The 17,619-nt window shown below is 52.3% G+C and carries 27 protein-coding genes; 8 read left to right on the top strand and 19 right to left on the bottom strand.

From position 1 onward, the window contains the following. Positions 1 to 80: 80 nt before the first annotated feature. Positions 81 to 1,295, top strand: a complete 1,215-nt coding sequence (mlc, locus tag EBL_RS10720; RefSeq protein ID WP_002440460.1) for a sugar metabolism global transcriptional regulator Mlc — start codon at positions 81 to 83, stop codon at positions 1,293 to 1,295. A 272-nt stretch (positions 1,296 to 1,567) separates the two neighbouring features. Further along, positions 1,568 to 2,251 (top strand): dethiobiotin synthase, encoded by a 684-nt coding sequence (gene bioD / locus EBL_RS10715; RefSeq protein ID WP_002440461.1) that lies wholly within the window; start codon positions 1,568 to 1,570, stop codon positions 2,249 to 2,251. A gap of 78 nt (positions 2,252 to 2,329) precedes the next feature. On the opposite strand, the gene dmsD is transcribed toward bioD, so the two are convergent. The 4 genes from dmsD to EBL_RS10695 form a co-directional block, all read right to left on the bottom strand. Continuing rightward, positions 2,330 to 2,965, bottom strand: a complete 636-nt coding sequence (dmsD, locus tag EBL_RS10710) for a Tat proofreading chaperone DmsD (protein ID WP_002440462.1) — start codon at positions 2,963 to 2,965, stop codon at positions 2,330 to 2,332. Positions 2,966 to 3,112: 147 nt separating this feature from the next. Next, a complete protein-coding gene (locus tag EBL_RS10705; protein ID WP_002440463.1) occupies positions 3,113 to 3,367 on the bottom strand; it encodes a DUF1161 domain-containing protein in 255 nt (84 codons plus the stop codon). 79 nt (positions 3,368 to 3,446) lie between these two features. Then, complete coding sequence (gene speG / locus EBL_RS10700; protein ID WP_002440465.1) at positions 3,447 to 3,992, bottom strand: spermidine N1-acetyltransferase; 546 nt, start codon at positions 3,990 to 3,992, stop codon at positions 3,447 to 3,449. 55 nt (positions 3,993 to 4,047) lie between these two features. Then, positions 4,048 to 4,386 (bottom strand): DUF1283 family protein, encoded by a 339-nt coding sequence (locus tag EBL_RS10695; protein WP_002440467.1) that lies wholly within the window; start codon positions 4,384 to 4,386, stop codon positions 4,048 to 4,050. 288 nt (positions 4,387 to 4,674) lie between these two features. Between EBL_RS10695 and EBL_RS10690 the strand changes: the two genes are divergently transcribed. Further along, the gene (locus EBL_RS10690; protein WP_002440469.1) at positions 4,675 to 5,691 is read left to right on the top strand and encodes a Zn-dependent oxidoreductase; all 1,017 of its coding nucleotides are present in this window, start codon (positions 4,675 to 4,677) and stop codon (positions 5,689 to 5,691) included. 185 nt (positions 5,692 to 5,876) lie between these two features. Here EBL_RS10690 and EBL_RS10685 read toward each other — a convergent pair whose 3' ends face one another. The 15 genes from EBL_RS10685 to EBL_RS10615 form a co-directional block, all read right to left on the bottom strand. After that, the gene (locus EBL_RS10685; RefSeq protein WP_002440471.1) at positions 5,877 to 7,157 is read right to left on the bottom strand and encodes an Arm DNA-binding domain-containing protein; all 1,281 of its coding nucleotides are present in this window, start codon (positions 7,155 to 7,157) and stop codon (positions 5,877 to 5,879) included. 32 nt (positions 7,158 to 7,189) lie between these two features. Then, positions 7,190 to 7,444 carry an excisionase family protein gene (locus EBL_RS10680; RefSeq protein ID WP_002440473.1) on the bottom strand — a complete coding sequence of 85 codons (255 nt, stop codon included), beginning with the start codon at positions 7,442 to 7,444 and terminating at the stop codon, positions 7,190 to 7,192. 88 nt (positions 7,445 to 7,532) lie between these two features. Further along, positions 7,533 to 7,748 (bottom strand): hypothetical protein, encoded by a 216-nt coding sequence (locus tag EBL_RS10675; protein ID WP_002440475.1) that lies wholly within the window; start codon positions 7,746 to 7,748, stop codon positions 7,533 to 7,535. Further along, on the bottom strand, positions 7,745 to 8,038 hold the full coding sequence (locus tag EBL_RS10670) for a DUF4406 domain-containing protein (protein ID WP_002440477.1): 294 nt from the start codon (positions 8,036 to 8,038) through the stop codon (positions 7,745 to 7,747). Before EBL_RS10670 ends, EBL_RS10675 begins: the two co-directional genes overlap by 4 nt. After that, positions 8,035 to 8,574, bottom strand: coding sequence for a phage N-6-adenine-methyltransferase (locus EBL_RS10665; protein WP_002440478.1), 540 nt, complete (start codon positions 8,572 to 8,574; stop codon positions 8,035 to 8,037). The genes EBL_RS10670 and EBL_RS10665 overlap by 4 nt, the downstream gene beginning before the upstream one ends. After that, positions 8,574 to 8,879, bottom strand: a complete 306-nt coding sequence (locus tag EBL_RS10660; protein ID WP_002440481.1) for a hypothetical protein — start codon at positions 8,877 to 8,879, stop codon at positions 8,574 to 8,576. Before EBL_RS10660 ends, EBL_RS10665 begins: the two co-directional genes overlap by 1 nt. Positions 8,880 to 8,889: 10 nt before the next feature. Next, entirely contained in the window at positions 8,890 to 9,387 is a 498-nt protein-coding gene (locus EBL_RS10655) for a single-stranded DNA-binding protein (RefSeq protein WP_002440482.1), read from the bottom strand. Then, a complete protein-coding gene (locus EBL_RS10650; protein ID WP_002440484.1) occupies positions 9,388 to 10,254 on the bottom strand; it encodes an ATP-binding protein in 867 nt (288 codons plus the stop codon). A 15-nt stretch (positions 10,255 to 10,269) separates the two neighbouring features. Continuing rightward, entirely contained in the window at positions 10,270 to 10,503 is a 234-nt protein-coding gene (locus tag EBL_RS10645; RefSeq protein WP_002440485.1) for a hypothetical protein, read from the bottom strand. Between the two features lie 7 nt (positions 10,504 to 10,510). Next, positions 10,511 to 11,470: a hypothetical protein gene (locus EBL_RS10640; protein ID WP_002440487.1), complete on the bottom strand. Its 960-nt coding sequence runs from the start codon at positions 11,468 to 11,470 to the stop codon at positions 10,511 to 10,513. A gap of 71 nt (positions 11,471 to 11,541) precedes the next feature. Next, entirely contained in the window at positions 11,542 to 11,748 is a 207-nt protein-coding gene (locus EBL_RS10635) for a hypothetical protein (RefSeq protein WP_002440489.1), read from the bottom strand. 1 nt (position 11,749) lies between these two features. After that, positions 11,750 to 11,974 (bottom strand): hypothetical protein, encoded by a 225-nt coding sequence (locus EBL_RS10630; RefSeq protein ID WP_002440490.1) that lies wholly within the window; start codon positions 11,972 to 11,974, stop codon positions 11,750 to 11,752. Between the two features lie 322 nt (positions 11,975 to 12,296). Next, positions 12,297 to 12,662 carry a hypothetical protein gene (locus tag EBL_RS10625; RefSeq protein WP_002440491.1) on the bottom strand — a complete coding sequence of 122 codons (366 nt, stop codon included), beginning with the start codon at positions 12,660 to 12,662 and terminating at the stop codon, positions 12,297 to 12,299. Between the two features lies 1 nt (position 12,663). Next, a complete protein-coding gene (locus EBL_RS10620; RefSeq protein WP_002440492.1) occupies positions 12,664 to 13,083 on the bottom strand; it encodes a hypothetical protein in 420 nt (139 codons plus the stop codon). Positions 13,084 to 13,141: 58 nt separating this feature from the next. After that, a complete protein-coding gene (locus tag EBL_RS10615; protein ID WP_002440494.1) occupies positions 13,142 to 13,897 on the bottom strand; it encodes an XRE family transcriptional regulator in 756 nt (251 codons plus the stop codon). Between the two features lie 35 nt (positions 13,898 to 13,932). Between EBL_RS10615 and EBL_RS20855 the strand changes: the two genes are divergently transcribed. From EBL_RS20855 to EBL_RS10595, 5 genes are all read left to right on the top strand, one after another. After that, entirely contained in the window at positions 13,933 to 14,163 is a 231-nt protein-coding gene (locus EBL_RS20855) for a helix-turn-helix transcriptional regulator (RefSeq protein ID WP_002440495.1), read from the top strand. A gap of 37 nt (positions 14,164 to 14,200) precedes the next feature. Continuing rightward, a complete protein-coding gene (locus EBL_RS10610) occupies positions 14,201 to 14,524 on the top strand; it encodes a CII family transcriptional regulator (RefSeq protein ID WP_014716059.1) in 324 nt (107 codons plus the stop codon). Between the two features lie 86 nt (positions 14,525 to 14,610). After that, positions 14,611 to 14,757 carry a hypothetical protein gene (locus tag EBL_RS20730; protein WP_002440498.1) on the top strand — a complete coding sequence of 49 codons (147 nt, stop codon included), beginning with the start codon at positions 14,611 to 14,613 and terminating at the stop codon, positions 14,755 to 14,757. Positions 14,758 to 14,809: 52 nt separating this feature from the next. Further along, complete coding sequence (locus EBL_RS10600; protein ID WP_232001855.1) at positions 14,810 to 16,237, top strand: replication protein; 1,428 nt, start codon at positions 14,810 to 14,812, stop codon at positions 16,235 to 16,237. Next, the gene (locus tag EBL_RS10595) at positions 16,234 to 17,601 is read left to right on the top strand and encodes a replicative DNA helicase (protein WP_002440502.1); all 1,368 of its coding nucleotides are present in this window, start codon (positions 16,234 to 16,236) and stop codon (positions 17,599 to 17,601) included. Before EBL_RS10600 ends, EBL_RS10595 begins: the two co-directional genes overlap by 4 nt. Positions 17,602 to 17,619: the final 18 nt, after the last annotated feature.

Here is a 17,619-nt window from a genome sequence, read left to right as displayed (position 1 = left end):
AAATATTTGACGCCATCCGTTGAAGTGCTTCAACATGGCACAAGATTATTTCGAAGCGCGAAAATATATGGAGAAGTAAGGTGGTTGCTGATAATCAGCCAGGGCATATTGATCAAATCAAACAGACTAACGCCGGGGCGGTCTATCGTCTGATCGATCAGCTTGGCCCGGTCTCTCGTATTGATCTTTCCCGCCTTGCCCAGCTGGCACCGGCCAGTATTACCAAGATCGTGCGCGAAATGCTCGAAGCACACCTGGTTCAGGAAACGGAAATTCAGGAGCCTGGCAGCCGCGGGCGCCCGGCGGTCGGGCTGATTGTTGAAACGCAGGCCTGGCATTACCTTGCCGTGCGCATTCTGCGCGGGGAGATAAGCATCGCGCTGCGCGACTTAAGCAGTGCGCTGGTGGCAGAGGAGGCCCTGCCACTGCCGGAAGATACCGCCCCCCTTTGCGAGCGCATCGTGAGCGAAATCGATCAGTTCTTTATTCGCCATCAGAAGCGCCTTGAACGGCTGACGGCAATAGCCATCACCCTGCCGGGGATTATTGATACCACCCGGGGGATAGTCCACCGGATGCCGTTCTACCAGGTGGAGAATATGCCGCTTGGTGAGGTCCTCAGCAGGCACACCGGGGTGCCGGTCTATATTCAGCATGATATCAGCGCCTGGACGATGGCAGAGTCGCTGTTTGGCGCCTCCCGGGGGGCAAGAGACGTCATCCAGGTGGTGATTGATCATAACGTTGGTGCCGGGGTAATTACCGACGGGCGGCTGTTACACGCAGGCAGCAGCAGCCTGGTGGAGATTGGCCATACCCAGGTGGATCCCTACGGTAAGCGCTGCTACTGCGGTAATCACGGCTGCCTTGAGACCATAGCCAGCATTGACAGTGTGCTGGAGCTTGCCCAGCTGCGCCTCAACCAGTCGATGAGCTCCACACTGCACGGCCAGGCGCTGAGTGTCGACTCCCTGTGCCAGGCCGCATGCCAGGGGGATTTACTGGCCCGGGATATTATTCATGGTGTCGGGAATCACGTGGGGCGTATCCTGGCGATTATGGTTAACCTGTTTAACCCGCAAACCATACTGATAGGCTCGCCGCTGAATCAGGCTGCGGAGATCCTGCACCCGGCGATTCTGGACTGTATTCGCCGCCAGTCACTTCCGGCCTACAGCCAGAAAATGGTGGTGCAGAGTACGCAGTTTTCCAGCCGGGGCACCATGGGGGGCGCGGCCCTGGTTAAAGACGCCCTTTACAATGGCTCATTGCTGATCCCGCTGCTGCAGGGATAATTAGCCACCCGGCGGATGAGCTATTTATCCGCCGCAGATTATTTGCTTTACTCCGTAAGGGGTATTTTTATTTGTTGTTCTCCCTCATTGTGGTTATTTCTTTCCCGGTTTCACGCTTACTGGCGATATATTTAATGTTACATTTTTGCTGTTAATAATTTTGGCGGGATTCATGAAAAATTGCGCTACCTCAATCTGAGGCCAGACGTCTTCTTTTAGACTTTAGCGCTATTACTGAGTCAGTTATTTTTTCCAGAATCACCGGAGTAGTCATGTTTAAGCGTTTTTTCATCACAGGTACTGATACTGCTGTCGGTAAGACAGTTGTGTCCAGGGCATTGCTACAGGCTCTGGCGGCCAGTGGCGAACGCGTAGCCGGTTATAAACCCGTTGCTAAAGGCAGCAAAATGACCCCGGAAGGTCTGCGTAATAAAGATGCCCTGGTGCTGCAGGACAGCGCCACAATAGAATTACCCTACAGCGCCGTAAACCCGGTCGCCCTGAGCGAAGAAGAGAGCAGCGTCGCCCACAGTAGCCCGATTAACTACAGCCTGTTGTCGGAAGGGCTGGCACACCTCAGCACCCAGGCCGATCATGTGCTGGTGGAAGGCACCGGCGGATGGCGCAGCCTGATGAACGACCTGCGCCCGCTCTCTGAGTGGGTGGTTCAGGAGCAGCTGCCGGTCATGCTGGTGGTGGGGATCCAGGAGGGCTGTATCAACCATGCCATTCTCACAGCCCAGGCCATTGCTAATGACGGCCTGCCGCTTATCGGCTGGGTTGCGAACCGTATTAACCCGGGCCTGGCGCATTATGCTGAAATCATTGATGTGCTGAGTAAAAAAATCCCCGCCCCCCTGATTGGCGAGCTCCCGTATCTGCCCCGGGCGGAGCAGCGAGAGCTGAGCCAGTATATCGACACCGGCCGTCTGCGCCACGTCCTGGCGGCAGGTTAAACCCGCGATACCGGGGAGCCGCCAGGCCCGCCGGTCACTTCACGCTGCTGTGGGTTGCCCCACAGTCATATACACCGCTTAGCGGTAGAGTTTTTTCTCAGCCACCGGGATCAGCAGCTCTGCCTGCCAGTGGGCCAGTGTCTGGCGGGCCAGCTCACCCAGCGCCTGGTAAAACGGGTGTCTGGCGCCCTCAGTAAACAGCTCAAGAAAACGCCCGGACCAGGGCAGAAGATGCCAGGCCAGCAGCTCGTCTACCTGCTGCGCCTGCCCCTGTTCTGCCAGCCAGGCGGCCAGCATCAGCAGGGTGCCGAAGTGATCGTCCGGCTCCTGTTGCTGCAGCTGATACTCAATGCCACAGGTGCGCATCCACTGGCGCAGCGCCAGCATAGAGTCGCCAAACAGCACGCTTTCTTTATCCAGCCAGACGGATCCCCAGGGCGGGGCCGGTAGGGCATCCGGGCCGATAAACAAACGTTGCCAGGCCGCCTGAAGCGGTTCGCCCGTGGTGTTGTCCAGGGCGGTGCTCAGTTGCCCGCACAGGGCCAGGGAGTGGGGATCCTGCCACGGCCACTGGCTGGCCCACTCCGGAGTGCGGAAGGTCTCCAGCAGCGGACGGGCTTCTTCACTGGTCGGGGCGTAGTAAAAAAGCGCGCCCAGCACCCGGCCGCTAATGGCAATACGGGTCATTCGTTGTGTTGCACAGGCTGAAGGCATAATGCGGTTCCTGATGATGATATTAAGCCGGGAGCACGCCCCCTGAGAGTGGCGTATTGTCTACGAAACCAGAAAAATGTCTTTAATACATATCAAGTTCGGGGGGATTTGGTATCGGGAGGGCGAAAACCCTCCCGCAAAGGTGTGTTATTGTCCGCTGTCGCCGTTGCGCACATAGACAATTTTGTGGGTGTCATTGGCGCAGTGGCCCACCACCTGGCCATTGTTCGGATCCAGCTGGTCATTGGGCACAATGGTCAGGGTAAAGCCGTTTTCCGGCACCCCGTTGTGAATAATCCGCTGTTCGATATCGGCTTTTACCCGCTCGCAGGAAGCGGGAGCCGCCAGTACCGGGGTGGCAACCATCATCAGTAATGCGCTGAGCCAGACCGTATTTTTCATTGTCTCGTCCTCTGTTGGTTGAGTCTGTTAATCATAGCAGAACCCCGCCGCATGCTGCTTAACATGCTGATATTTCGGATTAATGGCGAGGGGGAAGGGCAGTACGGTGGCCCGCCAGATACTGATGCTGGAAAATGCACATGCGGATCGTGTTGCGGTATTCACCGTTAATAAAGAACTCGTGGATCAGCTCGCCTTCCACCATAAAACCCAGTTTCTGGTAGATATGAATCGCTTTGGCGTTGTCTTTATCGACAATTAAATAGAGCTTATACAGATTGAGTACGGTGAACCCGTAGTCCATTGCCAGCCGGGCCGCCCGGGAGGCCAGCCCCTTGCCCTGATACTCGGGGGAGATAATTATCTGAAATTCTGCCCGCCGGTGAACGTGGTTAATTTCCACCAGTTCAACCAGCCCGGCTTTTTCGGTGTCGCACTCAATAACGAACCGCCGCTCGCTCTGATCGTGAATATGCTTGTCGTACAAATCGGACAGTTCAACAAAGGCTTCATAAGGCTCTTCAAACCAGTAACGCATGACGCTTGCGTTATTATCCAGCTGATGGACAAAGCGCAGATCCTCACGTTCCAGCGGACGCAAGCGGATGTGGTTAGTTGTTGACATGCGGGCTCCTCAGTCTGTGGGGAAAAGAACTGCCCGGCCCGGGCAGTTCTGGCGTTCAGGGGCGGATGGCAAAACCGGTGCTGCGATCCAGACAGCGGCGGGTGCTGGGCTCCCAGTAGGCGTTAACATTGCTGCTTTGCAGGCAGGCGTCCCGTTTGTCGAACGCGTTGTCTGCTTTATCCCACTCTTTTTCTGCCCGGGAGTTGATTTTCTGGCGCAGTGAACGGGTATCACCCCACTGTTCCTTGTCCATGGCGGCTTCCTGACGGCTGCGGGCATTATCCCCGGACTCAATAATCAGTTTGTTCGTTTGCGCACTGACAGGGGCGGTCATGAGAGCCGCGCCTGCCGCAAAGAGAGCCAGCGCCACGGTGCTGCGAATAAAAGTCCTCATACTCTGTTCCTTCTTGCTTTGTTGTGCCGGGCGAACCGGTCCCGACACTATAACACCGCACCGGTAGTGGCGAAAACCAGCGACCAGGGGCTCCGGTGACAGAAGCGATATTATCTGTTGGTAATATTGGCTTTATCAAGGCTAACTGGCTGTATTTTTGGATTTTTTACTATATTTACGGGATGGTTAATTAAATATACTTGTATGGTAGTTAAGTAAAAATGCCTTGTTCCCTGGCCCCGGATTCAGGGGTCGAAAATGCTTCTCTGCTGAATATGTGGAGTGAAAATGAAAAGTATTGTGATTGAGCGTCCCGATATATTAACGCTTGACGAGCGGCCCATACCGGAGCCGGGGCCTGGCGAGGTCCGGGTGAAAGTCCGTCTGGCGGGAATATGTGGCTCGGATAGCCATATCTTTCGCGGCCATAATCCTTTTGCCCGTTACCCGCGGGTCATTGGCCATGAATTCCTCGGCGTGATTGATGCGACCGGCCCCGGGGTCGACCCGGAGCGGTGCGGGGAGCGGGTGGTTGTTGACCCGGTCATCAGCTGCGGGGAGTGCTATCCCTGTCGCCAGCAGCGGCCCAATGTATGCACCTCCCTGGCGGTACTCGGTGTTCACCGGGACGGGGGGTTTAGTGAGTATGCGGTGGTGCCAGCCGCCAATGCCTGGGTGCTTCCTGAGCACATCAGCGATGCTTACGGCGTCATGACCGAGCCTTTTACGATTGCCGCAAATGTGACCGGGCAGGTTGCCCCCCAGCCGGACGACATCGCCCTGATCTACGGGGCCGGGCCCATGGGGCTGACCACGCTCCAGGTGCTGAAAGGGGTGTATCAGGTCAGCCAGGTCATTGTGGCTGATTTTATTGATGAACGGCTGGCGATGGCCAGGGCGTGCGGGGCCGACTGGGTGATTAACAACCAGGAGACACCGCTGAATACGCTACTGGCTGAGCGCGAGACTCGCCCCACGTTGATTATTGATGCGGCGTGCCACCCGGCAATCCTCGCCGAGGCGGCGGCGCTGGCCTCTCCGGCGGGCCGTATCGTGATCATGGGGTTTTCTTCCCGGCCCAGCGAAATAGCCCAGCAGGCAATCACCGGCAAAGAGCTGACTATCTATTCATCCAGGCTGAACGCCAGAAAATTTCCCGTCGTCATCGACTGGCTAACCCGCGGGCTGATTGATCCCGGCAAACTTGTTACCCATCAGTTTGACTATCAGCAGGTTACCCGGGCGATTGAACTATTCGAAACCGACCAGAAACAGTGCTGCAAAGTGCTGCTGTCATTTCCCTGAAAATAATTATTGTTGCGAGTGTGTGGTCCGCAGAATTGATTACGGATAACGATTATGACCCAACATTCTTCTACACGATCGACCTCTGATTTGGTTAAGGCCGCCGTCTCCGGCTGGCTGGGTACTGCCCTGGAGTTTATGGATTTTGAGAGTTATATAGCTAATCCATTTGATTTAATTGGTTTTTATGCAGACTTTAAATTCCAGTGGGGCACCGGTGGGGCAAAGCCGCTTAATTTTGAGTTCAGAATGGCTAACTGAGCCTCATTATTCTCCGACATCCACTTCCCGTACACCTGGAACAGCATCTGGGCATCAGCATGCCCCATCTGCGTGGCAATAAAATTGGGGTTGGCTCCGGCCGTTAGTGACCAGCACGCATATGTGTGGCGGGTCTGGTACGATTTCCGGTGCCGGATCCCTGCCCGCTTTACCGTTGTGTCCCATGATTGCCGGATCCCGTCCACCGTCATGTGTTCGCCGTGACGTTTTGACCTGGCCGTAACCGACGGCAAAAATACGAATGTGCATTTCTGAATGTCAGAACGCCCGTACTCACGCGATTTAACGCTGATCAAGTGTTCTTTGCCAAGCCGTGTTAGCTCAGCCTGGGTTTTCAGTGCCTGTATTGCGGGTTCTATCAGATGTATTACCCGGTTTGTTCCGGCCTGAGTTTTTGGCACGGTGAATTCACCTCTGGCAAAATTGCGCCTGATCATCATTGTTCCTGATTTCAGGTCAATATCCTCCCACGCCAGCCCACATAGCTCGCCAGGGCGGATCCCGGTATAGACTGAAATAGAAATCATGTTGCGCGTCTGCTGATGGCGGCAGGCGTCGATCAGGCGAATAAACTCATCCCGGGTCAGGGGGTCAGGCAATACCCGGGACTCTTTTAGAGGTGAGATGCTTTTAAACGGGTTTTCCTGCAGGTAGCCATTTTCCACACCGAACTGGAATACAGCATACAGATTTGTCATGTAGTTATTCACAGTGACAGCTGAGCGTCCAGGCTCTTTAACTGTGTAGTTTGGTCTTGGCAGCTGGTATCCGGTCAGTAGCTCCTTGCGGATTTCCATGAGTTTTTCTTTATTTACTGCGGATGCCAGTATTTTTGGCCCAACGATGGCCAGCACATTTTTGACAACGGTGCGGTAGGTGCCGATTGACGTTTCTGCCACCTCCGTTTCTTTCAGTGACAGAAATTTATCAGCCAGTTCCCTGAGTGTCAGATCCTGACTGGCCTCTCCGAATTTGACCAGGTTGGCCGAGTCAGGAAACTGGCTCGCGTAGTCGAAATGACCGGTCTTAATGGCATAGCAAATTGACGTCCTCAGTTCACCGGCAACTTTTCTGTTTTTGGGGGTGTCAGGAACCCCCAGGCTTTCACGTACTCTGACCCCTTTGTAGATGAACCACAGGCGCAACGTTCCCCCGTGATTTTCCACTCCTGTTGGGTATTTCATAACGATTCCTCGTTGGTTAATGGTCAGAGTATTTAAACAGTTTTACGGCTCGGTTTCGCGGGGGCCTGCCGGGCTATCCAGCGATCAATAGCCGGTATGTTGTAGAAACATGGGCTGTTATCGTAGGGCTCTCCGTCAGCTGCGACATGTTTGTATTCGCGTCCCTCCAGGAAGCTCTTTTTCCTGGCGTTCTTTAACGTCCCTTCTTTCAGCCCTTTGAGAGCCATTATTTGCTCCTCGGAGACCCATTCACCAGGGTCCGCTATGATGTACGTTACCTCTGCCATATCATTCTCCACGCCCCTGGTGGGGCAATTGATAATTCAAAATCAGACATCGGCCGGGGCAGGGTTACCACGGATAATGTGTCTCATGCTATCGCTCCGTTAAAACGCCTGTCAGAACGCCGATCTGCCAGTTCAGCTGGCTGACCGTGATCCCCAGCGGCTCCAGCTTTTTCAGGTGACTGAGAATGACCCGGCGGGAGATGATATCCCGGTGCATTTCAGGGTTTGCCGCCCGGGCGGCTTTGTAGTCGTTTATTGCTGCCCGGGCTACAGTGCGCAGGGCATTTCGGGTTTCAGTGTTCATGAGAACTGATCCCCCTGATACATGACAACCATACCCAGTTTTTCGGCCAGGGCATTTTCTGCCCGGGCACCTGCTGAATTCTCCCAGCCATCGAGCATGTAAACCCCGTCGGCACAGCGAATCATTGCGCAGCAGATGTCCATGTATTCTCGTTGCTCCAGGCCATCCGGCAGGATTGCCGGGTTCAGAACAACATGTCCGTCGCCGGATAACAGCGTGGCTGCGCTGTGAAATTCACTGCGATTAAATCCCGGGATCCCGCTCATCGGTCCGGCAATGTACACTCTCATGCTGCCACCTCATCAAGATATTGCTGGCCAGCGTCCTCAAGAGCTGGTTTGCTCACTGTGGTAAAGATCCCCCGAGGACTGATAAATGGGCGCCAGATAAAGAGCAAAGATCCCTTGGGGTTGGACTGCCTCTTTCCTGACACACTGGCCGGTACAAACTGAATGCGGCCGTTGGTAATTAACCTGATTTCATCAACGGTCTGTAATGCCAGGCTGAACCATCCGGTTGAAATATCGGCCGGCAGCAGCATTACGACTGTCTGGTGCTGCTTTTGACACTGTTCTGCCGCTTTGCGGATCCACGGTGTAATGTCGGAATATGGCGGGTTACACCAGATCGCCCCGTAACTGCTCCAGTCACTGTTTAACGCGTCTTCATGCTCTGTCATGAACCGGGCGCACAGCGCGTTATGTGGCGCCGCGGCAACGTCCAGATAAAAACCAAACTCAATATCCAGCGCCGTGAAAATGCTGGCGGGCGTCTGCCACAGATCCCGCTCAGGCACTGGTGTTTTTGAACCGCCGTAGTCGCTCATTAATCCCCCATTAATCTGCCGCGGCCGGTGGTGGGCATATTCACCGGGTAAACATCAGGCGATGATCCCCAGGCTGTCTGAGATTTAAATCTGTGCGGGAGAACATACCCGCGACATTCATGAACCTGTTCCAGTTCTGTAGCGGCTGGCTCAGGTATAGATACGCCGAACAGCGCCGCCCAGTTGACCATCCGTTTCAGCTCTATGCGCACCCGTTCCCGTACGCGCGCATCTGGATCTGTGACATCATCTGACAGGATTTTCTCCAGTTGATTTTTTCGTATCTCTTTGTTATTGCTGAGCATATCTGGGTCCTCAAAATGGGATCTCGTCGTCGAAGTCCATTGGTGGCTCGCTGGAAGCGGGTGCCGCTGGGGCAGACTGCTGCTGCGGGCGCTGCTGAGCACCACCGCTGAACTGTCTGCTGCCATGAGTCTGGCCCTGGCCGGCGGTGTTACCGTCCTGACGGCCGCCCAGCATCTGCATGGTGCCACCGACATTTACCACCACCTCAGTGGTGTAGCGCTCCTGGCCGCTCTGATCCTGCCACTTACGGGTACGCAACTGGCCCTCGATATAGACCTGTGAGCCCTTGCGCAGGTATTCGCCCGCCACCTCTGCCAGCTTTCCGAACAGCACCACCCGAGTCCATTCGGTCTGCTCTTTCACTTCTCCGGTCTGCTTATCGCGCCAGGATTCAGATGTTGCCAGGGTAATGCCGGTAACCGCGCCGCCATTTGGCAGATAACGCACCTCCGGATCCTTCCCCAGGTTGCCGACCAGGATCACCTTGTTGATTCCACGACTTGCCATTTATTCCACCTCACTTGATTTCATCAGCTCAGATTTTCTGGCCTCGTAGACTTCCTGGGCTTTTGCCTGCTCAGGCGTATCGCGTAACGTCCTGTATGCCTCTGCCCATGCAGCTTTGAGCGCATCAAAACTGGCGACAGACTCTGCAACATGAACGAAATGCGCCAGGTCAATCTCCGGCTTGGTTCTGCCATCGTTTAACCATTCAACCAGGCGGGCGCCCACACGTTCATCTATGACGGTGTAGTCGGAGTTAGAGAACAGGCCTGTACGGTCTTTTGATGCTGACGCTGTGTGAGTTTCATGGTTGATGTCGAGAACGGTAGTAAATTCGTATTCAACACCGTCGCGTTGCTCTGATTTCATCCCCAGCTTCACCACCTTTTTGCTTCCCTCAAGCTGGGCTGTTTCCGTCTTGCTGCGCATGGTGGCTACCACGTGGCAGTTAACCCGCAAAATGGCATCCAGAAATTTACGGTGGCGCGGAGTTAATGAGCTCCAGGTCGCGTGGGTATTGCCCTTGAATTTTGTTTTGGCGACCGTGTCCAGGTCGTCCAGGCAACCACCAACGCCACTCCATTCGTGAGATATCGAATCGATAACCAGATTGTCATAGCCTGCATTTTCTGCGGCGGTTATAGCCTCAATGAATCTCTCCGGGCTAAATGGGGGATCCAGTTCCAGCACATCAAAATCAAACTCAGTGGAGTACAGGGAAGCGCTGCCTTTCTCGGTATCTATTACGGCCGTTCTCCCCCCCATGCTTTTACAGATAATGAGCGCGCTGTATGTTTTCCCTGCTCCGCTGGGCCCGGTAAGTGCCAGCCGCAGCTTGGCTTTCTTTCTCATGGCTTTTTCAAATTTCATAATCATCCCCAGAAATTAAAACGTGATGGACATACCCACGCTCTGCCGTTCAGAGCGGTGATCTGCAATAGCATCCATTTCCGCCAGACGTTCCTGGACCCATTCGTCGATAACAGAGAAATCCAGTTGTTCCAGCACCTGGCGCGTGTCAACCGTGCCGTCGATCACCACGCCATCCAGTTCCATAATCTGGTTGCGCTGGCTGTCGAGGTAGCCATGCGCCCGGTCGTATTTGCATTTAATTTTCATAGTCACCTCAGTAACGAATAGACACGGCAGGGACGTTTCCCCGGATGATTTCCCGGAGGCACATTTCTGCAAATTCATCGGGGATGCCGGCCAAAACCAGAGCGGATTTAGCGTGGCTATTTACTGTGCGACGATGCTCAGTGTCAGCAGCACGCCGGGCATCTTCCTCAGCAATACGATTTACTTCTGCTATCCTGGCCTCTTCAGCCGCAGCTGATTTACGACGTTCGGCTTCAATCGCTTCCTGCTTTTCGCGCTCTGCCCGGATAGCGGCTTCTTTCGCATCCAGTTCAGCTTTCTGCTGAGCCTCAATGCGTTCACGTTCCGCTCGCTCTGCTGCTGCTTTTGCTTCTGCCTCACGGCGCTGCGCGGCTTCAATATCTGCCAGGGCCTTGCGTTCAGCTTCTTTCTTTGCCAGTTCAGCGGCGGCGTGTTTCATATTTTCTTCGCGGGCGATGCGCTGGCGCTCTTCTGCTGCTTTTCGTTCTGCCGTATCACGGTCAAACTTTTCATTCAGTAGCAGGGCTATTTCATGATCAGCCTCGATGCGCTCAGCCAGTTTCCGGTTAAATTCGGCATTCAGCTCCAGCGCTTCTTCATGCCAGGCATTCATCTGATTTTCCGCTGCAATGCGCTCCTGCTCGGTTTCCCACTCAGTGAGCGGGCGACGAACTTCATCACGCAGGGTGTCGCATTCAGTGACGAAACGGCGTAATTCAGCCTCTGCTGGCTTTACCGCCTCTTTCAGGTGGCGCAGATAGTTACGGCCAGGCTCTTCAATCGCTTTCTTGCTGCGTGATACCTGGGCGGCCAATGACGCTACACGCGCCCGGCCTTTAGCGGTGGATAGATCTGGCACTTCGTTTACGGCATCACGGATCTGCCGGAGATAATCATCAAGACCATTTGGCACATACAGTGCAGGGGCCTGCTCAGGGTTTATTTCGATAACAGCTAGCTCAGACATTGTTACCTCCCGAATTTTTGGTGTAGGAATACCGGCACCGAATAGGCTGCCAATGCGTTAATTTCGTTTTGTTAATGGCTCAGGCCGTGACCCATGCCATTCAGAAAAACCTCCACCAGCAGAGCTGTGGTGTAGGTGCGCTCAAATCCGCGATGCATGTACAGGCGTCCCTTGACGTTTGCTGATGCCGTCCAGGTGCCATCTTTGTGCCTAACCAGCATTCCTGGCTGAACGGTGCCACGGTTTACTGTCTGAGTGCCGTAGTGCTGATTGACCATCTCATCCTCTCCTGTGGCTGTTTTTAATGTCATTCCAGTACTGGAATGTGCAGCGAATATTTGCATCCAGAACGGCCTGTGTTGCGGCTATGATGTCTGCGTGCCAGATAACGCATATCGTTGCTCGCATGTGGACATAGCGCAGTGATGGATCTGCTTGATTCATCAGAATCCCTGCACGAGCTGCATCCTGAGAGCTATCAAAGCTAAAAATGACCTCACTCATCTCATCCTCTTTCCCTTATCGCCGGGTCGCGGAACGTTTATCGAAGCAGCGGTGTGCGTTGCTGATGGGATGATAATGTACTAATGGTTCATTAAAGTAAAGTACCAAAAGTACATATTTGATGTAAAAATAGTTCACTTGAGCGTAACCAAATGAACTTTATGTATATTTATTTTTGATTGTTTATGGCATGCGTCTTTATAGACGATTGTCATAAGATACAGACATGAAGAGTGGTGAATATCATTCGGGGGTCATGTGTGCTGAATGCTGTGAGGTTGATTAAAAAATGAGCAATTCAATGCAATGGCCATGGTGATGGCTACTTAAGAATTAGGCCATTAAGTGCATCAATAATTTTTGAAACATAATTACCAAAAACATATACACAAAAGGCAAATGCTACGCTGACCACTGCGGCGGATGCCTTTATGGTAGTTTTGATAGATTCTATACCTGTTTCAATTTTAGTTAATCTGGAATCTATTGCCTTAATATCTGATTTTACTTCAGAAATGTCACGCTTTATGTATTCGACGTCAGATTCAAGTCGGGCAACCCTGATTTGCATATCATCTCCTCCACCCCCGTTACCACCCTTAAATGATGGACTATCTGCAGAAGATAATCCACTAGTTAAATTTATGCTTTCCATCCCTGGACGGAGTACAGTTACATTTTCACTCATTTCACTCTACTCCTATCTTTAATTTTACCTTGAAATAGGATTGGTGGGTTTCGATTAATGTTTTATTTTTCATGTTAAAGAGTTTGGCCTCAATGGTATATATCCCCTCATCTGTGAAAGGTATTTGAGGCATGTTGGCATTCAGACCAACTGCAAGTTCATCTGGCTTCGATGATGGATCTTCCGCTTTAAATATTTTTTCCCTATCCCAAGAGTTATCGATGATAGAAACGCCATCTCTGGTGATATCAAACCATAAGGTATACGTCACATCTTTTTTTAAGCATATGAAATAGAAGGCAATATTTAAAGTTGCCTTGACTGGTAATTTTTCACAATCGAATGTCAGGACAGGAGTAATCCCAGCCGCTTTTTCACCGATTCTTGCGAACGGAAAGACGCACGATATTTTTTCCTGCAAATCACTCTCCTTTATACCTATATCAGCTTAATTTCTACTTCTATATCCACACCGATGATCATCCGTGGAAATGATAAGCTCTAGACTGACTGACAAGCACCTTGGCGCAGATAATTAGCTCAGCGGAATTTATATCGTCGATGTACCATGTCTCGTATTTTTTATTGTCCGATATTACTGCTAACCTTTTGTATTGTAGCTGTAATCTTTTTACGTAAAGGTTATTGTCGAGTATAAAAATGTAGATCCCATCACCATCGAAGAACCCGATGCTAACATCGATAAAAATCTGGTCACGCGGCTCAAATGTTCCAGACATAGAATCACCGTTAACGGCAATCATCTTGATGTTTTCGGCGGGCCTGCCACCAAACAGGGCGTGCGCCTCCTCGCTTGAATACTCAATGGATTTTATTGTTTCGATGAACTCATCCCTGAGCATCACGCCAGAACCAGCACTGGCGTTTATATCAAAGACTTCCACCCGATAAATATCGTCATTTATCGCCATGTGCCCCTCAGATATACCATCATCAGTTGAGTCCCCCAGAAGGTATGACGAGGACGTGCCGAGAATAGAGGCCAGAACCTGCAATGTGCCTCTCCGTGGGATGGATTCTCCGTTAAACCACTTACTGACAGCCTTAGGGGTAACCTTCATACGGGCGGCAATATCAGCCTGCCGTCCGTGGATCAGCAATCCAGCTTTATCACAGGCCAGCGCCAGCCTGACAGAGAATTCTTTACGCGCTTTATCTTCATGAACCATAGGTTCAATCATAATACCACTTGCGTGAACTATCAGTTCCGTCATAATATGTACCTAAAGTTCATTTTGAGGATTAAAATATGGGCCCAAGTAATCTCGGGGAAATCATTAAATACATCCGCGTTCCAGTTGTTGCTGAGGTCTGCGGCCGTTCCCCACGAGCCATTTACAAATGGATGAGAAGCGGATGCCTTCCCCGTACAGAGTGGACCGGAGAAACCGACTACGCCCGAAGAATTTCTGTTGCATCAGATGGAAAATACTCTCCAGAACAAATTCTGGAAGTGAGCAAACCTAAGCAGGTCGTGTAACCATCGGCCTGCTAACCCAATGAGGTGAATATTGCCTATGACAAATGCAATTGCACGCAACTCCGAGCTGCCAAAACTAAAGCCGATTGAAATGGAAGGGCTAATTCTCAATCAGCTTGCTGATCTTGGTCAAAAACCAACCGCTGAGGCTTGCGGATTGGATGAGTCGACAATTAGCCGATGGAAAGGGAAAGGAGGGCATCTGGAGCAGTTTTGTCGATTTTTGGATGCTCTGGGCCTTCAGCTGGCGCCTCCCGGGGCGGTTCTGGTTCGTCGGGATTACCTTTTTGCTATGGAGACTTTGGCAGAAATGGGGATGAAAGCTGAGCGCATGCGGCCGGATCCGCTGGGGTGGGACTGATGGGTATATCAAAAATGTCGAAAGCCGCGGTGCGCGAACACCAACGGCTTTCAGGCGCAAAAACGGAAACCTTTGCAGGAGGAATGATGGCAAAAATTAATCGTCATTACCAGACCGCTGTACATAAAAACAATACTCGCGACCGCTTCGTGCGCTCGATTAATCCAGTAGTGGCCGAAAAGATGCGCGCCATCCTGGAGGAGTTGAAGCGTAAGGAGGAAGGCCGTGGGTAATCTCGTAACAGTAACCCCAATCAGGCCGTCTCTGGCGGTCGTGGAGCGCCAGGTGGCAGATCTCGATGACGGATATACCCGCATCGCTAATGAACTGCTGGAAGCGGTTATGGCTGCCGATCTGACGGCTCGCCAACTGAAGGTAGTTCTGGCGGTAATCCGAAAAACCTACGGTTTCGGTAAGAAGTTTGATCGTATTACAAATACCCAGATATCTGACATGACAGGCATTCATCACACGCACGTGTGTAAGGCTAAAAACGAGATGATAGGCATGGGGGTCATTATCACAAACGGGATAATGATCGGCGTAAACAAAGTTGTTTCTGACTGGAATTTCAATATTAGCCAACATAGCGAAACATTAGCCGAAATAGCTAATAAAAGGTTAGCTAAGTCAGCTAATACCAATAAGCCAATTCAGCTAAACACAAAAGAAACTATACAAAATACAAAAAGAAAAGATCCCTCCAAACCTCCCAAGGGAGGTCGTGAAGGCGGCTCTCTTCGTGATGAATTAATTACCCTTCTGGAAGGAAAATTCGATTTTAACAAGGCTGCCGCACTGCATGACGCAGTTGAAGCAATGATTATTGACGCTGGCTACGAGTGCATCCGCGAATTCAGGGTTGCTGATCGAGGTGATGGACGCCCTGGACGTATCGATTTGCTTGCATCCAACGGCGAAGGGGATGTTTGTGGCATTGAGATTGATCGCATCACCCCAAGGGATAAGTCTGCGGTCAAACTCAAACAGGTAGCCAGTGGATTTATCTTGGTGCGTGAAGGTGTTGTTTCTGACCATTACGAGTTAGATGGCATTCCTGTTATCAGCGCTCACCCGCTCAGCTCATCATCTGACGGTGTAAGTCGTGATGAGATTATTAAAAACTCCAGGGAAGCACTGGAATTTTACAACGCTATGGCTGGTGCTAAATGCCAGGATTACAAGCCATTCATGACGCTTCTGGCTCCAACGCAAAGCCGTGATGGTTACTCACTGAGCGATCTCAAAGCCGTTATCAAATGGGTCGTTATGACGTGGAAGCGGCGTAATGACTCGGTTGCTAAGCCTAATAATATTTGCCGCGTGACCCGCTTCGATGGTTACCTGTCCGACGCCCTGGTTTGGGCTGACGGGCAGGGAAGCAACCCTGTGCCGTGCCCTCACAAAGAAATTATCGCGCTCTGGAACGAGAAGTTCCCCGGGAAATCCGTGGTGATGCATGAGTGGAGCTCCCGCCGCCCGGCATACCGCAACCTGGCTGCAGTGTGGAATGGCAAGACCAATCAGGGGAACTGGCGTGAGGTTAAACACCTGGGCCAGGCATTCGACCTGATTGGAAAATCAACCCTGTTCAGCGGTGCTGAGAATAAACCCTGGCTAACCCTGGACTGGATACTCAAACCGGAAAACTGGGGGTCTGTCTACGAGCAGGCCATCAACGAGCACAGGCAGCGTAAGGGGATCATCGCATGAGCCGGTTTATCGATTTTTACGCGGAGCAGTGTGTACTGGGCGCAATACAGCTCTCTGGCGATGACTATTCCGATGCGGCGGTGGATGCCATCGAGGGGCTGAGTGAGAGTGATTTTAGCGTGGCTGCTCATCGGTTCATCCTGCGCTCACTGAAACGCCTGAATGCCGCCGGTTCCGGTATCGACCTGATGACTCTGACAGCTGATATCGAAAGTGCAGGCGATCTGGAGAAGGTCGGTGGTTTTGCGTACCTGGCGGAAATCGCTAAAAACACTCCGTCAGTCAGCATGCTGCCAACCTATGCGCAAAAGCTGCGTGAGTTTGCGATGGGTCGCCGGATGCTGGAAATTCTGAACAACGGCATTAGCCGACTGAATGAGCCGGGTGTCGGTTCTCTGGAGGATGTCATTGGAACTATCCAGGCTGACGTGGGCAGCGTTGAGTCCGGTAGTGATAGCGGAACCCGTCAGATCATGGATGGCATAACCCTGTCTCTCGATACGGTCGAGGCCATCATGAGTGGGGAGATCTGGAAATACAAAACCATGCTGGGAATGGATGACATCGACCGGGCATTTGGCGGGTTCAATAACACCGATTTTATTGTGGTCGGTGGTCGTCCCGGGATGGGTAAAACCATGTTCAGCACTACCGCAACGGAGACTATCGGCCTGAAACGCAATAAGCCGGTGCTGTTTTTCAGTCTGGAAATGCCTATCGAGCAGATTTCCGAGCGGATCGCATTTCACCGGGCCCGTATCAGCAAAGAGCAGTTGCTGGGGGAGAACGGGGCTAATCAGGACGAGGCCTGGGGGCGGATCAGTGACTGTCTACGCGAGTTCCAGGACGCACCGATTCACATCAACGATAAAACCTCTCTGAGTGTGCACCAGATCCGCGCCGAGGCACGCAGGATGCACAAACAACTGGGTGGCCTGGGCGTCATTGTCGTGGACTACCTCCAGAAAATGAAGATGAGCAACCCGGAGAACATGAACCAGTCCGTGGGTGAAATTGCAACCGGGCTCAAGAATCTGGCGAAAGAGTTGCGCTGCCCGGTCATCGCCTTAGCTCAGCTTAACCGCGCTGTCGAGCAGCGTGCTAATAAGCGCCCGGTTAACTCGGATTTACGGGAGTCAGGGGTGATCGAGCAGGAGGCTGACGTAATTTTCATGGTGTACCGGGATGAGAAATACAACCCGAACACCGAGCATAAGGGCATCACAGAAATTATCTGTACAAAGTCGCGGCATGCGCCAGGCGCAGAGAAAACCTACTACTTCAGCAGCCGCCTTTCCGGACTTGACCCGGTGGTATTTCAGCAAAATGAATTGAGGAATTACGACTATGACATTGAATGCTAATGCAGCACGGAGTTCCAG

The sequence above is a fragment of the Shimwellia blattae DSM 4481 = NBRC 105725 genome, assembly GCF_000262305.1.
Taxonomy (GTDB): domain Bacteria; phylum Pseudomonadota; class Gammaproteobacteria; order Enterobacterales; family Enterobacteriaceae; genus Shimwellia; species Shimwellia blattae.
This window is presented reverse-complemented; position numbering and strand designations above follow the sequence as displayed.

Bases quoted from the DNA above. Each gene is read 5' to 3' on its own strand.
- bioD (WP_002440461.1), top strand. From the start codon at position 1,568: ATGTTTAAGCGTTTTTTCATCACAGGTACTGATACTGCTGTCGGTAAG.
- dmsD (WP_002440462.1), bottom strand. From the start codon at position 2,965: ATGCCTTCAGCCTGTGCAACACAACGAATGACCCGTATTGCCATTAGC.
- EBL_RS10705 (WP_002440463.1), bottom strand. From the start codon at position 3,367: ATGAAAAATACGGTCTGGCTCAGCGCATTACTGATGATGGTTGCCACC.
- speG (WP_002440465.1), bottom strand. From the start codon at position 3,992: ATGTCAACAACTAACCACATCCGCTTGCGTCCGCTGGAACGTGAGGAT.
- EBL_RS10695 (WP_002440467.1), bottom strand. From the start codon at position 4,386: ATGAGGACTTTTATTCGCAGCACCGTGGCGCTGGCTCTCTTTGCGGCA.
- EBL_RS10690 (WP_002440469.1), top strand. From the start codon at position 4,675: ATGAAAAGTATTGTGATTGAGCGTCCCGATATATTAACGCTTGACGAG.
- EBL_RS10685 (WP_002440471.1), bottom strand. From the start codon at position 7,157: ATGAAATACCCAACAGGAGTGGAAAATCACGGGGGAACGTTGCGCCTG.
- EBL_RS10680 (WP_002440473.1), bottom strand. From the start codon at position 7,444: ATGGCAGAGGTAACGTACATCATAGCGGACCCTGGTGAATGGGTCTCC.
- EBL_RS10675 (WP_002440475.1), bottom strand. From the start codon at position 7,748: ATGAACACTGAAACCCGAAATGCCCTGCGCACTGTAGCCCGGGCAGCA.
- EBL_RS10670 (WP_002440477.1), bottom strand. From the start codon at position 8,038: ATGAGAGTGTACATTGCCGGACCGATGAGCGGGATCCCGGGATTTAAT.
- EBL_RS10665 (WP_002440478.1), bottom strand. From the start codon at position 8,574: ATGAGCGACTACGGCGGTTCAAAAACACCAGTGCCTGAGCGGGATCTG.
- EBL_RS10660 (WP_002440481.1), bottom strand. From the start codon at position 8,879: ATGCTCAGCAATAACAAAGAGATACGAAAAAATCAACTGGAGAAAATC.
- EBL_RS10655 (WP_002440482.1), bottom strand. From the start codon at position 9,387: ATGGCAAGTCGTGGAATCAACAAGGTGATCCTGGTCGGCAACCTGGGG.
- EBL_RS10650 (WP_002440484.1), bottom strand. From the start codon at position 10,254: ATGAAATTTGAAAAAGCCATGAGAAAGAAAGCCAAGCTGCGGCTGGCA.
- EBL_RS10645 (WP_002440485.1), bottom strand. From the start codon at position 10,503: ATGAAAATTAAATGCAAATACGACCGGGCGCATGGCTACCTCGACAGC.
- EBL_RS10640 (WP_002440487.1), bottom strand. From the start codon at position 11,470: ATGTCTGAGCTAGCTGTTATCGAAATAAACCCTGAGCAGGCCCCTGCA.
- EBL_RS10635 (WP_002440489.1), bottom strand. From the start codon at position 11,748: ATGGTCAATCAGCACTACGGCACTCAGACAGTAAACCGTGGCACCGTT.
- EBL_RS10630 (WP_002440490.1), bottom strand. From the start codon at position 11,974: ATGAGTGAGGTCATTTTTAGCTTTGATAGCTCTCAGGATGCAGCTCGT.
- EBL_RS10625 (WP_002440491.1), bottom strand. From the start codon at position 12,662: ATGAGTGAAAATGTAACTGTACTCCGTCCAGGGATGGAAAGCATAAAT.
- EBL_RS10615 (WP_002440494.1), bottom strand. From the start codon at position 13,897: ATGACGGAACTGATAGTTCACGCAAGTGGTATTATGATTGAACCTATG.
- EBL_RS20855 (WP_002440495.1), top strand. From the start codon at position 13,933: ATGGGCCCAAGTAATCTCGGGGAAATCATTAAATACATCCGCGTTCCA.
- EBL_RS10610 (WP_014716059.1), top strand. From the start codon at position 14,201: ATGACAAATGCAATTGCACGCAACTCCGAGCTGCCAAAACTAAAGCCG.
- EBL_RS20730 (WP_002440498.1), top strand. From the start codon at position 14,611: ATGGCAAAAATTAATCGTCATTACCAGACCGCTGTACATAAAAACAAT.
- EBL_RS10595 (WP_002440502.1), top strand. From the start codon at position 16,234: ATGAGCCGGTTTATCGATTTTTACGCGGAGCAGTGTGTACTGGGCGCA.